Source organism: Methylocystis sp. MJC1 (assembly GCF_026427715.1).
Taxonomy (GTDB): domain Bacteria; phylum Pseudomonadota; class Alphaproteobacteria; order Rhizobiales; family Beijerinckiaceae; genus Methylocystis.
This window is the reverse complement of sequence record NZ_CP107560.1, coordinates 35,051-49,647: the sequence shown is the minus strand read 5'-3', so window position 1 is coordinate 49,647 and position 14,597 is coordinate 35,051. Positions and strand designations below refer to the sequence as shown.

Annotated in this window: 18 protein-coding genes; 8 read left to right on the top strand and 10 right to left on the bottom strand. The window is 58.2% G+C overall.

The genetic code is table 11. The features are described from left to right. Positions 1–7: 7 nt before the first annotated feature. From OGR47_RS20890 to OGR47_RS20850, 9 genes are all read right to left on the bottom strand, one after another. On the bottom strand, positions 8–859 hold the full coding sequence (locus OGR47_RS20890; protein WP_246729847.1) for a TrbG/VirB9 family P-type conjugative transfer protein: 852 nt from the start codon (positions 857–859) through the stop codon (positions 8–10). Continuing rightward, positions 856–1,611, bottom strand: a complete 756-nt coding sequence (locus OGR47_RS20885) for a virB8 family protein (RefSeq protein WP_165055548.1) — start codon at positions 1,609–1,611, stop codon at positions 856–858. The genes OGR47_RS20890 and OGR47_RS20885 overlap by 4 nt, the downstream gene beginning before the upstream one ends. Positions 1,612–1,627: 16 nt before the next feature. Next, positions 1,628–2,692, bottom strand: a complete 1,065-nt coding sequence (locus tag OGR47_RS20880) for a type IV secretion system protein (RefSeq protein ID WP_216697988.1) — start codon at positions 2,690–2,692, stop codon at positions 1,628–1,630. 154 nt (positions 2,693–2,846) lie between these two features. Further along, complete coding sequence (locus OGR47_RS20875; RefSeq protein WP_165055545.1) at positions 2,847–3,566, bottom strand: type IV secretion system protein; 720 nt, start codon at positions 3,564–3,566, stop codon at positions 2,847–2,849. Beyond that, positions 3,563–4,309, bottom strand: a complete 747-nt coding sequence (locus OGR47_RS20870; protein WP_165055544.1) for a hypothetical protein — start codon at positions 4,307–4,309, stop codon at positions 3,563–3,565. The genes OGR47_RS20875 and OGR47_RS20870 overlap by 4 nt, the downstream gene beginning before the upstream one ends. Further along, a complete protein-coding gene (locus OGR47_RS20865; protein ID WP_165055543.1) occupies positions 4,299–6,716 on the bottom strand; it encodes a VirB4 family type IV secretion/conjugal transfer ATPase in 2,418 nt (805 codons plus the stop codon). The genes OGR47_RS20870 and OGR47_RS20865 overlap by 11 nt, the downstream gene beginning before the upstream one ends. 14 nt (positions 6,717–6,730) lie before the next feature. Next, positions 6,731–7,030, bottom strand: a complete 300-nt coding sequence (locus OGR47_RS20860) for a type IV secretion system protein VirB3 (protein WP_165055542.1) — start codon at positions 7,028–7,030, stop codon at positions 6,731–6,733. Then, positions 7,030–7,329 (bottom strand): TrbC/VirB2 family protein, encoded by a 300-nt coding sequence (locus OGR47_RS20855; RefSeq protein WP_165055541.1) that lies wholly within the window; start codon positions 7,327–7,329, stop codon positions 7,030–7,032. Before OGR47_RS20855 ends, OGR47_RS20860 begins: the two co-directional genes overlap by 1 nt. Beyond that, entirely contained in the window at positions 7,319–7,978 is a 660-nt protein-coding gene (locus OGR47_RS20850) for a lytic transglycosylase domain-containing protein (protein WP_246729846.1), read from the bottom strand. Before OGR47_RS20850 ends, OGR47_RS20855 begins: the two co-directional genes overlap by 11 nt. A gap of 188 nt (positions 7,979–8,166) precedes the next feature. Between OGR47_RS20850 and OGR47_RS20845 the strand changes: the two genes are divergently transcribed. From OGR47_RS20845 to OGR47_RS20815, 7 genes are all read left to right on the top strand, one after another. After that, positions 8,167–8,577, top strand: a complete 411-nt coding sequence (locus tag OGR47_RS20845; protein ID WP_165055540.1) for a hypothetical protein — start codon at positions 8,167–8,169, stop codon at positions 8,575–8,577. An 11-nt stretch (positions 8,578–8,588) separates the two neighbouring features. Then, a complete protein-coding gene (locus tag OGR47_RS20840) occupies positions 8,589–9,143 on the top strand; it encodes a hypothetical protein (RefSeq protein ID WP_165055539.1) in 555 nt (184 codons plus the stop codon). Positions 9,144–9,338: 195 nt separating this feature from the next. Beyond that, complete coding sequence (locus tag OGR47_RS20835) at positions 9,339–9,893, top strand: hypothetical protein (protein ID WP_165055538.1); 555 nt, start codon at positions 9,339–9,341, stop codon at positions 9,891–9,893. Positions 9,894–9,924: 31 nt separating this feature from the next. Beyond that, positions 9,925–10,602, top strand: coding sequence for a hypothetical protein (locus tag OGR47_RS20830; RefSeq protein ID WP_246729845.1), 678 nt, complete (start codon positions 9,925–9,927; stop codon positions 10,600–10,602). A gap of 29 nt (positions 10,603–10,631) precedes the next feature. After that, positions 10,632–11,219 carry a thermonuclease family protein gene (locus OGR47_RS20825; RefSeq protein WP_165055537.1) on the top strand — a complete coding sequence of 196 codons (588 nt, stop codon included), beginning with the start codon at positions 10,632–10,634 and terminating at the stop codon, positions 11,217–11,219. Between the two features lie 43 nt (positions 11,220–11,262). Further along, the gene (locus OGR47_RS20820; RefSeq protein ID WP_165055536.1) at positions 11,263–11,655 is read left to right on the top strand and encodes a hypothetical protein; all 393 of its coding nucleotides are present in this window, start codon (positions 11,263–11,265) and stop codon (positions 11,653–11,655) included. 566 nt (positions 11,656–12,221) lie between these two features. Continuing rightward, positions 12,222–12,524 (top strand): toprim domain-containing protein, encoded by a 303-nt coding sequence (locus OGR47_RS20815; RefSeq protein ID WP_165055535.1) that lies wholly within the window; start codon positions 12,222–12,224, stop codon positions 12,522–12,524. A 9-nt stretch (positions 12,525–12,533) separates the two neighbouring features. On the opposite strand, the gene OGR47_RS20810 is transcribed toward OGR47_RS20815, so the two are convergent. Continuing rightward, positions 12,534–13,157, bottom strand: a complete 624-nt coding sequence (locus OGR47_RS20810) for a phospholipase D-like domain-containing protein (RefSeq protein WP_165055534.1) — start codon at positions 13,155–13,157, stop codon at positions 12,534–12,536. 577 nt (positions 13,158–13,734) lie between these two features. On the opposite strand from OGR47_RS20810, the gene OGR47_RS20805 reads away from it, so the two are divergent. Beyond that, on the top strand, positions 13,735–14,550 hold the full coding sequence (locus tag OGR47_RS20805; protein ID WP_246729844.1) for a DUF932 domain-containing protein: 816 nt from the start codon (positions 13,735–13,737) through the stop codon (positions 14,548–14,550). Positions 14,551–14,597 lie beyond the last annotated feature (47 nt).

Sequence of the window (14,597 nt, the reverse complement as noted above, 5' to 3'; positions counted from 1 at the left end):
TCAACCCTTATTGTTGCGCGGCGGCGAACGTCGAAAGCACCCGCTCGAAGACATTTTCGGTTGGCGCGTGTTGCGCTTGCAGCGTCGGTTGAACGTCCGTCACATCGACGCGCGGCATTTCCTCTTTGCGACCTCGCAAATTGAACACGCAGGTGGATTCATCGCCATGTCGCAAGGTCCATTGCCCCGCGACCTTATCCACCACGATCCACCTTCCTTCGCGACGGTAATTTACGAGCGTTTCGGTCATGTCTGAGTTGACTTGAAAGATCGCCGGTACGTCACCCTCGAAATAGAAGAAGGTTTTCACGCTGTCGTCGAAGACGTTTGCGGGCTTGGTAATCTCTCTGCCTTTGTAGACGTAGTCGAGATTCATATTCTCCCACGTCAGTCCCTTCAAATTCGGCCACGCCGCCATCTCCCTTGCTTGATTGAGAAGGCGAGCGCTGGTCTCTTCATCGGGATAGGTGAAACGCAGTTTGTAAACCGCCTTCTCGCCCCCGATCGTTCCGGGCTTAAGGACGAAGTTATAAATCCTTTTGTTCGTGACGACGTTCATGTTCGTCGCCGCATCCCGATCTAGCGGCTTGAGGAACAAAAAGCGTTTGGACTGGTCGGGCACCGCCTGCCATGCCAGCGTATCGCCCATCGCCACCGTTGCAATTCGTTCATCCTCACCGAAAACGATCATCGTCGAGACGCCCATGGTGCCGTAAAGCATGACGACGTTATCTTTCTCGAACGGCACGGTCCGAATCCTGTAGTCCGCCGGCACTGGGCGCGGCGCCCGTTCCGCCATCGCCGAAGACGCTACGGCCATTGCGCAAACTGCCACCGCAAATCTCGCACTTTTTTTCACCGGACGCCTCCCGCGACGGTCGGCGCTACGCTTTCTTGGTCCTTGCGGTATTCAATGACCTGAAAGCCAAGCGGGTTGTCATATCGCCACTCGTTCTTGAGCGGCTCGGCGGTGTAACGAAATCTGACGTTGGCGAACCAATGCTCAGTGACGCGCTCGCCATGCTCACCGCGCCGCGTCGTTTCAAACCGCACCGCGGCGGTCCCCGGCGTCCGTGGATCGGTCTTCCATTGGTCCGTGAGGAAATTCACAGACTTGACGTACACGCTCACGCGAGTCTGAATACCCCAAAGCTTCATAGGGTTTTTCGGGTTTGAACCCGAATATAGCTCCTGCAACTCTTTTGCCGCCGCACAGCACGACAGCAAAGAGGCAAGCTCGAAATTGTCTCGCAGCGCGGGCGGATCATAGGTCTCGCGCGCCCGGATATAACGCACGATGAAAGCTTGCGTCACGGCATCGCGTTCAGAAATCGGTCCCCCTTCTTCGAGCGGCCGGGCGATCTGTGTGAAGCCCGTCGTCTTATCGACTTGGAGGACGACAACCTCAGTCGATTTCAACGGGACCAGCTCCCAGAGCACGCCGAGAGCGACGGCGACTCCCGCGCCGAGGCATACCGCCACAATTCGCCACACGTCGCGGGACAGCGCTACCTTCCGGTAGACTTCCTGCTCCCACCGCTCGCCGTCGCGATAGTAAGACCTCTCAACCGGATCTTCGTCAGACCCGTTCTGTCGCTCATTGGTTTGCATCTATGAAAAGCTCCGCCTAGCGCCTCACGTTGCGCAACGCCGCCTGAATTTGACGACCTACCGCGTTCGCGCCACCGCTCCCGCCGTCGAACATCGTATTCGTGCCTTGAGACATGCCTGCGGCTCTCGCATTCGCCAAGCGCAGCGCCAAGACGTTCCTTGCAGCCGCCAACCCGCCCGTAAAGCCATTCCAACCACGCTCGCCCGCGCTCACCATCCGGCCTTGCACCATCGGCGTCAGGGGATCGCGCAACGCGTGTCCACCCACGATCGAGGCGGCAATTGCGATTGATTGGGGCAGGACGAACCAGCCGATGAACATGAGGAGCACGAAGGGCGCTACCACCGTCATCGCGCTCGTAAAATCGGTAATCGTCGAGAGATTGTTGATGGCGTTCTGGCCGAGCTTAATGAAAAAGCCGACCATTCCGTAAACGATAACTGGCACGAGGGCGTGCTTTATCGCCTCCCTCATCCACCCATTAAACAAGAAGGACGAAGCATCAAAAAGCGCCATCGCCACGAAGAACGGCGCAAGTCCAAGTACCACAAACAGCGCCAATTTGCCGAGCAACACCAGCGAGCATGCTATCGCCAGAAAAACGAGCGTCACCACCAAAAGAAGACCCGCCACAATGGCCAACCCGACCGACGAGAACGTTCCGCCTCCCGCCATGATCTTCTTCGCGGCGTCGAGAGCTGCCATCCAGAGCGTTGTAAGCCCGTTTGAGACCGACGCTTCCGGCGAACCGCAATTCGTTCCACCCATGGCGTTGCACACAACCGTCGCGAACGAGTCGGGCGCCTTCGTCAAGACGTCGGATACGATTGCCGAATATTCCGCCCATTTGAACGCGAGCGTATAGATCAGCATCGCTCTCGCAACATTCCATAGGATCGTCCAGGCGTGCAGCGGCGCACGCCCGAACATCATCTGATAGCCCCACATCGCTATGTAGACAGTCAGCCCCAGAAAGAATATCGGTTCGAGGGCTGTCGCCAACGCTTCATAGAGCGACTGCACTACGGTCAACGCCTGCGTATCAATCGCGGCGAAGAATTTCCCAATGATGTCGTTCATCGGTTCACTGGCCTCGCCTCGCCGCAATCGCTCGCAAATGCCGACCCGAAACTGATCCCGGAAAAGCGACAAGGAGCCGTAAGCTCTTGGTGCGCGCAAGCAGACAAAGCGACTAGCGCCACGGACCCGAGAAGGATCAGCACAATCCGAGTCATTAGTTCCCCACCAACGTCATTTTTGCCGGATCGAAGGTCATCACGTTTGCGAGCTTCGACGCTCCCGCCAGTTCCTGCATTTGCTGCGCGTTGAGCGCGGCGTTTGTTCCGTTCACAACGCCGATCAACTCATTAATTGTCAGGCCGGTCTGGACCTGCAATTGCGAGTTCTGGTCGATCGAGCCCTTAATATCTGCCGCAGAACCGATCTGCCCGCCCGCACTCTGGAATGACGAGCTTCGCGTCTTCGACGCAGTTTGCGCACCCGACACCATCCCCATAAGCGCGCCTGTCGTGTTCACCGCACCTTGATAGGCCATGTCCGTTCCGTCCAATGGACCGGACAGGTTCCCCGACAGGCTTTTCACGAGGTTGAGACCGTTGATAATTTGCGAGGCGAAGTTTCCGAACTGCCCCAAATTGCCCCACGCCATCGCCGAACCCCCAAGGATCGGCGAGAAGTCCGGCGCGCCCGACATCGAGAACCCACCCCCGAGAGCGGCCTGAGCAATCGAGTCCGTCGAGCGATTGCCTGTCACCGCCTGGAGCGTCTGATTTACAGTGTCCAAAATCTGTTGGTTTGTTTGCATGATACTTGCGGTGTTCGACGCCGTTTGTGTCGCCTGCGTCAGAGTCGCATTGTCGATAACTGGTACTTGGGCAAATGCGCCGCCAGAGAAAAGCGCGAAGTAGCTCGCGATCAGGACAACCTTTTTCATTTCACGACGCCTCCATTCACGACTTGACGTTGAACTTGTCCCAAATTGGCCGACACCGTGTTGTAGGACGGTGTGAACAATACGGTTTGTTGTGAATTGTCCGCGCTTACAGCCACGGCGGCGCCCACCAATGTCATCAGCATCGGGTCGAAGCTCATCACCGCGGCGTCGGCGTTCTGCGCATACACTCCGCGCAACGTGCGCTGCGTCATCAAATCCGCCACTACAGCGGCGACCTGAATCCCTTGGTTCCAAAGCGAGCCGTTGCCGACTCTCGCAACCGAGTTTTGATTCCATGCCCCTTGTATTGGGTCGACCCCGCCGACCGACGCCCCGGCGCTCTGAAACCCGCCTACGCTGTCGCTAAGCGCCCCGGAGACGGCCTGAGAAGACGCGACCGACTGCGCGGCCGACTTCACACTCAGTCCCCCAACCGACTGTGGCCCATAGGCCATCATCGGGCTCACATCGAGGTTTGCGACCTTGTTCCCGGCGTCTGCGGTCGTACCCGTGACATCCTTCGTTCCACCCGGCGTCTGCCCGGCGCCGGTCCCCGGCGACTTGACGCTCCCCGTAATTCCCTTCGACGGTTTCAGGGTGTCGTCCTTGGATTGACGTGCCTTTTTCATGCAGTCGGAAATGGACTTTTCAGTCCCCTCACGCGGCGCGTCCGCGACCGGAACGGCGGCCAAGGCCGTCGTCGAAAGCAGGCATCCCAAAGCGAAAGCCACGTTACCGCGCATGGCGACTCTCCTTCTCCCAACCGCAGAACACAGGAAGCCATTTCTCGGGCGCATCCCCGAGCCGTTCTCTCAATTCCTCGCATTCCGCGACGGTCTCGACGTTCCCGGACAGCACTTTCACGAAATCCTGCATCGAAGACAGATCGAGCTTTGCAATCACAGAATCGTGGTCGTGCTTAATGAGGAACTGGCGGGACTCGGGAGATGTGTCCTTCACCCACTTAAATTCCTGGTGGGAGAGGCCAAACCGAACCCGATGACTTTCTTCATCGGCTCTCGGGTTGGGAAAAAATAGGTTCGTCGGCGTTTGTTCGAGCAGAGTGTGTCCCTTCTCCGCCGTTACAATGTCTCGCGCCGACTGCGTTCCAAAGCCGATAATGCCGTTCAGCTTTCGGATTGTTTTGAGTTTATCGTTCAAAAACGTCGCGAATTTCGGATCGTCCAGAATTTTCCACCCTTCGTCGATGACCATGATGAGAGGCGTTCCGTCCATCAGCGACTCTATCCGGTGAAAGATGTAAGCGAGAGCCGCCGTCCTTATGTCCGCGTCCTCGAGTACGAGCGTCATATCGAATCCGAATATGCCGTTCGAGGCGTCCCAGACATCAGTGGCGTTGTTGAAAAGCCACCCTCGGCTCTTGAGCCACACCTGAAATCGCGAGGCCAGATCATCGTGGCTCGCCCGCTCGCGACCCCGGAGCAGGTCAGGCACTTCATCGAACCGCCGCTCACGAACCGGGATCTCAAAAACCTGTTCGACCGCGCTTTCTACGATCTTTTGCTGTTCGGCGCTCAAATCGCCCCCGTCGCGCGGCCTCACAAGAAATTGTAGGAGCGCGTTTAGGAAGGCCCGATCCACGGGTGTATCTGGCACGTGCAGCGGATTGAACCCCGTTGGACGCCCTGGGATCAGCGCTTCATATCGGCCGCCCAATGCACGAATGAGCGGGTCTGCGCCCCGATCCTTATCGAAGAACGCCACGCGCGGGCGAGGCGAGATACGCATCGCCTCGCACAGCAAAAACCCGAGTGCGACGGTTTTACCCGAGCCCGTAGGACCTACGACGGTGAACGACCCGACCTGTCGCCTATGAAAATTGAAGTAGTACGGCGTTTGACTCGTCGTCTCCAAAATCGCGATCGCCGGACCCCAACGATTTCCGTCCGCCTTCCCGACCGCGAAATTGTGCAGGCTCGCGAACCCGCAGAAATTCCGGGACGAGATCAGCGCCCTCCGCGCGATATAGCCGAAATTGCCTGGGAGCTGCGCCCAGAAGCAGGGTTCTGCATTCATGTCCTCGCGAACGACGATCGTACCCATGCTCTGCAATTCTTCGTTCGCCGCCTCCAAACAGCGATCGAGCTCCCTAAGCGAGCGACCCAGACATTGGACGGTTAAATGATGCTCACCAAGCACTGTCCGGTTCGTCAGAAGCTCGTTTCGAGCAGTCGCTATCGCTTCCTCGACTTCCGTTCCCGCCTCATCGGAGGCGCCGATTTGACGCTCGACCTTCTTGACCAGCGACAACACCGGCGCCCGATCCGCGAGCGAGAACGATTGCGTGACAATCAGCTCAGCCGGTATCCGAAGAAGTCCGTCGATCATTCCTGCTCCCGAATAGGGCGGATATTCCTTGATCGACAACATCGCGCCGAAGCGGGTTTCATCCTCAGAGGCCCCGCGTATCTCGAATGCTTTCTTCCCGAATGTCACCCGCTTTGGGGCCAAGTACTGATCCAACCCCATCCGCGGTAACGCCACCGGCTGCGGTATGCCCCCGTTGACGAGTTGAATGAAGAACTCGCAGGGCTCGGAGAACACCGCATCGCCCCGGCGAACTGCTTTCAAAATGCGAGGTTGATAGCGCCGAAATTCCTTTTCGAGGTTAGAGACGACATCACGCAATTCCTGCATCGCCTCACGCCTGAACTCGGCCTCATCCACGCCCAAGCTCTTGCGGAAATATTTTCCAATGCTCTCAGCCAATCCTACGCGGCCCTGAAACCCGCGCCGGATGACCGTGAAATAGAGATCATTCACAAACATCCGCTTATCGGCGAGGCTCGCCATGAACCGCCGATCCAGCTCGCCGGCAAACCAGTTGTCGACCCGCCCCCCGATCGTCGGGGACACCTCTCGCCGTACGATGTGCGAATACACCGCAAAACGAGAGTCGTTCATCGCCCGGATAACAGTGTTACGGGCTGTCAACCGCATGTCGATTTCGGCTTGGTCTGCGGTCTGAAAACAAAAGCCGCCCATTTTCACGACGCTGACGAAATGACCGTCCTTCGTCACGATCGTTCGAGCGTCAGCGTGTCTCAAAAACGGTAAATGACGCGCGACAGGAATTTCCAACGAAGCGCGAGAACCAAATTTAATTGAACGTTTGAGCCACTGTTGCACGAACGACCTCAAATTTATGGGCTATAGGAATCGCCGCCCCAAAACGTGTGATTTCGCGTGACGGGACATTTGCTGAATTTGACGATCGCCACGTCCAGAAAACGCGGGTCTCGGACCGTCAACGCGTAAGCCGCGCCGTGAATTGGGATCAACAACAAGAATACCAACAAATTCCTGGCGTTAATCATTATCATCACGATCACGCAAACTTCGATGACGAACAGGTTGAACGGCACGCCGAGCATCATGGGCGGCCTCGTCAGGCCGCCCACCAATGGATCGAGATGCGGAGGGGTGTCTTCCTCCAGTTGCATCAGCCGCCGAGGCCGCCCTGGAGCGTCGACACGATCTGAGACGATCCGAAAATGAGCGCCACGCCGACAACCACGGCGAACGCCCAAAACCACGGAATACGCGACGTCAACGCGAGGAAGCCAACAGCCGCCACAGCCAGCGTCGCCGACGTGGTAGCGAATGTCCCAGTCAGAAATTGCAGAACGGAGTTGACGGCGTTGTTAATTGGCTGAAATTGCTGAGACGCTGCAACATCGACGGTAGCGCAAGCGAGGACGACCGCCAAAAGAGCGACAGCCGTCGCTTTTCTATTTTTCATCGTTCTTAACTCCTTCTTCGACGTAAAGGACTGACCCCCCAATCCACGTGAGGCCGCCCGCATCCTTTCCGGCGCCATCGGTTGGCGCGACCGCTGCGGACGCGGTTTTGACGCGCCCGCCTTTTCGAGACACATGCGTCCCGAAACCCCAATACGCATTGGTCACTGATGCGACGAAGCGAACCGTTTCAGAGATCGCCGGCACGCCTCGGGCCTCGTAAACGCGCTCCGGCCCCGCGTTGTAAGCCGCCGCCACCAGCAGAACGTTCGCGTTAAACTCGTCGGACAGGTCCTTTAAATAGGAGACGCCTGCGCGGATGTTTTCGTTGGGGTTGCAAAGGTTCGTTACCCCGTAACGAACCGCCGTCTCCGGTATAACCTGCATCGGCCCGCGAGCGCCGCGTTCAGAGTTGAGATTGACCCCGCTCGACGACTCTGCCTCAACGATTGCAAGCGCGAGTTTCACATCCACGCCCTGTTGGCTCGCCTCGTTCTTCACGAGCCCCCGGATCGTCTCGGAGTCAGGGCCGGGCATGCACTGGCCAGGATCAATCGCACGAACCGCCTTCCGAGGCGCTTTGTCAGCGATCGCAGCGGACGGGGACAGAATCAAGCAGGCACAAACGCACGAAAAATAAGTGATTTTCATAGTGGCCTCTTAATAGAGCCCTGTTCTACCCAGTGGCTATTCAGGCGTCAATGCCTTGTCTGTTGACCGCGTTCGCGGTAAACTCTCTGTTGCGACAAGGCCATATTGAGCGTCGTCGATGCGGGTTCGGCCGACCCAAATACGGGCCTAAATGCTGATTGCGATTCAACTTTTTGGAGGAGGAGGCTATGTCGCGAGCCAACGATTTCCGCGCGGCCATTCGTCAAGCCGAACTCGACCGCTCTCTGGACGGTTCATGGCTTATATTCCTAGAGATCATTATCGCGGGGACCGCAGCAGGGTTCTACTTCCGCTCCGCCACGATCGGCGTCGGCGCCATGATTGCGCTTTCCGTCGCAGTAGCAGCTATATCCGCTTCTTCTAAAGCGACGGCCATCGCGCTCCGCCTTGTGCATGGGCTCTATTCCATCGGCAACTTCTGTTTTCTGGTATCCGCGTTCTCTCCCTTGCCGGGTGGGCCAGCCGAGAGAGTCGGCCAACTGATCGGGTTTGCGGCTCTCTCATTCCTATTGGCGTTCGTTCCATCCTTTCTTCACGACGGCGCATTCCGCAGTCAGAGAGATTTTTCACGCGAATAGGTGGTACGCCAATGCCAACGCTTCGCAGCCAGCATATTTTTATCGCTGCTTTTTTCGCCGTCGCGCCCCCCGCCGCCGCCGAGCAAGTTGGCCCCGTCCCGTTCGCATATACGAGCTTTGAACGCCTCCCCCAGAACGACGCAGACCTACATTGGGCTAAGTTTTTCCATTCCGAGCCCGAGCTGTCCCCCGAGGGCGACGGCAAGGCGTTCGCGGCTCACGTCAGCATTGCTCGTCCCGACTCTCGCCAAGAAATTGGCGTTTTCTATTCCGTCCGCGCCTGCGCGCCCATCGGTTCCGAGAACGGCGCGACCATTTCGACCTGTCCGGCCCGCACCATGCGCTTCTTCTCTGATGGCCGCGTCTCAGGACCCCACCAAATCAACGACATTTGCATCGTCCATCGCGAGAACGCCTCACCGACCGTTTCAGATTTCGGCTGGAACGCGGCGCAAGCGACCTTCCGCGTCATTGACGGCACGCCTCAAATGACGACATCCGCCGTGTTGAACGGCCACCTATTCGCCAGATGCTCGTTCACAACCGCACTCGACGTAACCAAATAGCCGTCGCTTGAGACGCCGCGATTCCGGAGGACGATCATGTTTCCACGCGATACAGCTCAGCTCGCCCGACGAGAGAATGCAGCTTGCCCTCGCCCGGCGCGAAATCAAGGCAACCCTTCGGGCGCGCTACGCGCGGCCTTGACACCGCTTCGGGACGAAGGCTGGCGCTCGCGAAACTCTCGCAGGAGCTTCGCTATGTGCATCGCCTCAACTTGTGTCGCCTTCCTATTTGCCGCTCCGGTTTCTGCGCTTGCCCAAACGTCGCAACCGATGTCTTACAGCAACGCGCGCTCGCTTCCGGCCACGAACCCGCTCGCCGTCATCTGGCGCAGCGAAATCCAAAGCCAAAACGCGTTCGTCCGCGCCGATAAAGACCTTCAAAAAACCCTCGCTCCAAACGAGAACGCCGCGCTCAGCATCATCTCGAAAGACTTTCCGCTCGACGGCGAAACGCTGATTGTCTCGATCGCGTCGACCCGCTCTTGCGAAGGCGCCGCCAATAATTTCGCCTCGAATATCGAGCCCGAGATTTGCGAGGTAAAAATCGCTCGCCTCAAAAACGGCAAGCTCATCAACGTTCAGAAAGCGACCGGCTGCTATATCGACCATAGCGACTCGGACTTGCCTGCGCAAAACCGCGACGACGATACGTTCGTTGCGTTCGATCGCGAGCGTGGCGTCCTTCGACTGCAAACAAGAGTCGGCGGCAAAATGCTCCCTGCCTGCCAGCGATCCATTACCCTGAAATGAAGCGACGCGTACCGATTAGAGGATAACGCAAATGCACAAGCGCCATTTTCGTCGCCTGGCAATCATGCTCATCAGCGCGTTTATCACTACGGCCTATGCCGCGCAGTATTGCGAGAAGACGAATTATTCCGCGCAGGAAATCACAAACGCGGTCAACAATTCATCGTTACGAAACGAGCTCAAAAGCACCTCTTGCTCCCTCGGCGGCCTCGGTCGCTTCGAGTCCGGCGGAAACAAGGGAATCTATAACGGGTCCTGTTGCACAGGCATTTTTCAGCTCAACAATTCAAATATCAAGAAATATGCAAATGGTATGACCCGCGAGGAATTTGGTTGCCAATCATTACAGTTTCAGGCTGATACATGGGCAAAACTGACGAACGACGGATACAGTTCCGGCACCGTCAGCCAACTGATGTCCATGGGTACATTCGACGGCCAAAAAGTCGACGCGGGCTTTATCGCCTCTTGCATCCAGCTCGGGACCGGCAACTGCCAAAAGATGCTAAACTCAGGCCATTGCTCGGGCTTTCAAGACATTAACGGCACGACAATTTGCGACATGGCGAAAAACGCGCGCTCTCTGGCAGACCCGAGTTGCAAAAATGACTCCGGTTCCTCTGGTTCCAACGGCGGCTGTCCCTCCGGCCCCGGCGACTTCCCAACCACTCCAGCGCCGACCACTCCCGCCGTCAGCCTTTCCGCCTAATTCGCTCCCTCATAACGCGCGAAGCCCACATGATGCGAAACGCCCTTGTCGTGGCCACATCCTTAATCGCCACCGCCGCCGTCGCCCAAACAGTTCCCACGCCGACGCCCCTCCCCAACCCGCATCCGAAAACGACATCTGTCTTTGACATCCCCCAAAGAGGCGTCACCTTCATTACAGGGGACACGTGGGTTCAAAACGGCCAAACCATTCGCCTGTACGGGGTCCAATCCTGTATCCGTCGCACCGCTTTCACAAATCAGGCAGGGCGAAAAACGGACTGCGGCGAAGCCTCTCTTGCTTATCTTGCCGCTCTCGCCCGCGACACCAAACCGACGTGTACGGCGCTCGCACAAACCGGAACTCCGCCCGTGATCCTCGCAATCTGCGCGGCGCACGTCGGCGCAAATACCCTTGATCTAGGCACCATCCTAACCACCGAGGGTTTCGGCTTCGCCGCGCTCGCCGCGACCGGGAAGGCGGTCTATCAACCCTATCTCATTGCCGAACTGACCGCGAAAAAGGAGAAGCGCGGCCTATGGGCTGCGCCTGATTTCCCCCACCCTCACGCCATCATGTCGAACGCCCTCACCACAAGGCAGAACCCTCTCAAATAGCCAACTGTCGCCGCCCCTCACGCGTCGCCAAGGAAGACCGAAAATGAAGCCTCACTTTCGCCTCGCTTATCTTGCTGCGTTGGTACTCTCGGCTTCCGGCTGCAAACCCTCCGTCGACATCCCAATCGATCAGCAAGCAGCGGACGCTCTCTACAGTGAAGGCGCGATAAACGAGTGCATGTCTCTCGTTGACCCCATCAAACAGCAACAATCGCCGGAGTGTCTCGCCGCCAAAAAACGGAAGCGCGCAGCCTTCATCATAAAGATCGAGAGATGCAACCAAGGCGCGCAAGTTCCCATGATTCAGGGCGCCACCATCCCAACCGGAGTAACGTGCACTCTCTCCATAACCTTCGACGAGATGCAGCGCGAACCATCCGGCCGTGTCGCCATCTTCTTCAAAGCCGCTAACAAGTGGAACGGCTCGCTGTTGTGAACCTCACAGCAGCCACCGTCGCCAAATATTTGCGCGGACGACCTACCGGAGGCGGGTACATTTGCCATTGCCCCGTCCCCTCCCACGGTAAAGGCCGCCGAGACCTCAGACCGTCTCTCGGCGTCTCTGATGGCGACAAGGGCCTGGTGGTTTATTGCTTCGCGGGCTGCCGCCCTTCCGACGTCCTAGCTGAAATCGCGCGGCTTACCGCCAGTGGGCTCCCTCTTCCTTACGAAAAGTCACCACGGACGCCTGTGGTCGCGCCGAAGCGAACCACCAGCGATTGGGCTCTCAAGCTCTGGCGCGCCGCCATTCCCACGCCGGGAACCCCCGCCGAAACCTATCTTCGCTCGCGCGGGTTTGACTTCGCGCCGCCCTCAACCATCCGATTCCTTCGGTCCTATAAATACGATCGCGATCGAGCGTTCCCCTGTCTGATCGCCGCTGTCCAGAACGTCGCTCGCGAACTCACCGCGGTTCAAATCACTTTTCTCGACCCTACAGGGCGCTCGAAAGCCGACGTCTTAGAACCGCGGAGATCCGTCGGCCCGCTTGGCTCAGGCGCCTTGCGCCTCGCCCCCGCTGCCGAACACATTGGGCTCGCCGAAGGCTTCGAGACCGCATGGGCCGCTATGCTCATTCACAACTTACGGACCTGGGCCACGTTGGGCGAAGGACGGTATCAGCTCGTCAAACTCCCACCCACGACCCGGCGCGTCACCATCTTTGCCGACCCCGATCCTGTCGGCCTAACCGGCGCGAAACAATTCGCCATAGCCAATCCACACATTGAAACCGACATTCAATGCCCATGGACGAGCGACGACTACGCCGAAATATGGCGCGCGATGGCGAAAGAAAAGCCGTAAGACGCCGGCCTAGCGGCCGGCGTCTTTCGCTTCTTTCCCCGTCTCGCCGCTGGCCGTCATGGACTCGTAAAACGTCTCAAACCTTTGATTTGACGGTCGCGCCCACATCAGCTCGAATTTCTGATTGAAACTCTGCGCTGCTTCCCGCTCAGTTACCAGCACCAAATCATTGTCCTGTCGCGCCAGACCAGACACCGAGTCATTCGCCGAACCCGTTCGCAAAATTACGTCGCCGATCGTGTACCCTTTCAGGTGCATCAGTCCCCCGTCAGCGGATTTCACGCGGATCGAAACATTTTGGGTACGTGACAGGCGAGTCAACGGGTGCTTATCGAACAAATGGAGCTGTTGCAGCTCCCGAGGGTCCAAATAGACGCGAACCTTTACCCCCTTGTCCGCCGCTTCTCGCAAGGCGTCGATCACGCGATAATCACTCAACACGAATGCAGCAAAATTTATCGTCGAACCGGGTGACGCCTGGTTCAAAATGTTCACGTCAATCTCTTCCAAATTCGTTTCGGGCGCGTAGTAAATCGCGACGTGACGCCCCGCCTCCGCCCGAAGCTCAGTCGGCAGAAACGCCGTCAGCCCAATAAACAAAAGCATCCATTCGCGTCGTTGCCGTCGTAACATTCGCCGCCTCCTTCTCCGTCGTTTAAGGGCGCGCCCTCCGGGCCGGGCTCTACTCGCGCCAGCGGAGCTCCCGGAGCCCCTACGGGTCTCCGCCCTTCGGGTAACGATCCCATCGCGCAAGCATCCTATGTGGTCGCGCAAAGCGCGACGCCGATTCTAAGCGGCGTGCGCCTTCGGCGCACATACTTTTTCGTTTTCGTCTCGGCCCATCAGCATAACTCCGTGCTCGCGCGGTCAAGCGCGTAAACGCGCTGGGTCGCAAGCGACGCCCCTTCCGGGTGACTCGCGCTGCGCGCGGCGTTTACGCCGAAGGCGTCGGGACGAGGAACGTCTGCTTTTCGCCACGCCTGCGGCGCGTCGAACAAGGAACATCCGGACGCGAAACACGAATAAAAACAAAACGTAAAATCACCTTGGCTGCATTTTAAAATTGACGAAGGAATAGAATGGCCCTATATTAAGGGACATAGGGTTGCTGAACAAATGGAGAGAAAAAATGTTTGCGATGAATCACACAATCTATGCCCCTCGCACCGCCGCTTTCGACGGTTCCGCTCGCGCTCTCACCGACGACGAAATGCGCCGCGCCGCGCCTTCCATCTTCGCCGTTGAGGCACACGCCAGCCGTTCGGAACGCTTCGCCCCTATTCCCACAATCGAAGTTTCGCGCGGGCTGCAAAAAGAAGGCTTCGCCCCCGTCGCCGTTCGTCAGTCGCGCTCGCGCGACGATAGCAAGTACGACTTCACGAAACATATGATCCGCTTGCGTCGCCTCGACGACGCCCGCGCGTATCAGGTTGGCGACACCGTTTGCGAGATCATCCTCAAGAACGCGAACGACGGGACGAGCGCTTACGACCTCATGGCCGGTTTGTTCCGCATCCGCTGCAAAAACTCGCTAGTCGCGCAGACCGCCACCATAGACAGCGTGAAGGTCAGGCATAGCGGCGACGCTATCGGCAAGGTTATCGAAGGCACCTATCGCGTTCTCGGCGAGGCTGAAAACATCCTTGCCGCGCCGCAGGACTGGGGCAATGTGAAACTGCCCTACGAGGCGAAGGCCGCTCTTGCAGAAAGCGCGCACATCCTTCGCTTTGCCGACGCTGATGGAAAGGTCGCGACCCCCATTCAGCCCGCGCAGTTGCTTGCGCCCCGTCGCGCAGACGACACCGCAGGCGACTTGTGGACCACCTTTAACGTCATACAAGAAAACGTCATTCGTGGCGGCCTCTCCGCTCGCGCCCCCGCGACCACGGACGAACGAGGACGCCGCCGCCGTGGCCGCATGGTCACGACGCGCGAAATCAACGGCATCGACCAAGACGTTAAGCTCAACAAGGCCCTTTGGGTTTTGGGCGAACGGATGGCGCAACTTCTCAAATCCGCCGCCTAACCGACAAGGGCGCGCCCTTCGCGGGGCGCGCCAAAAAACTCCGGCGC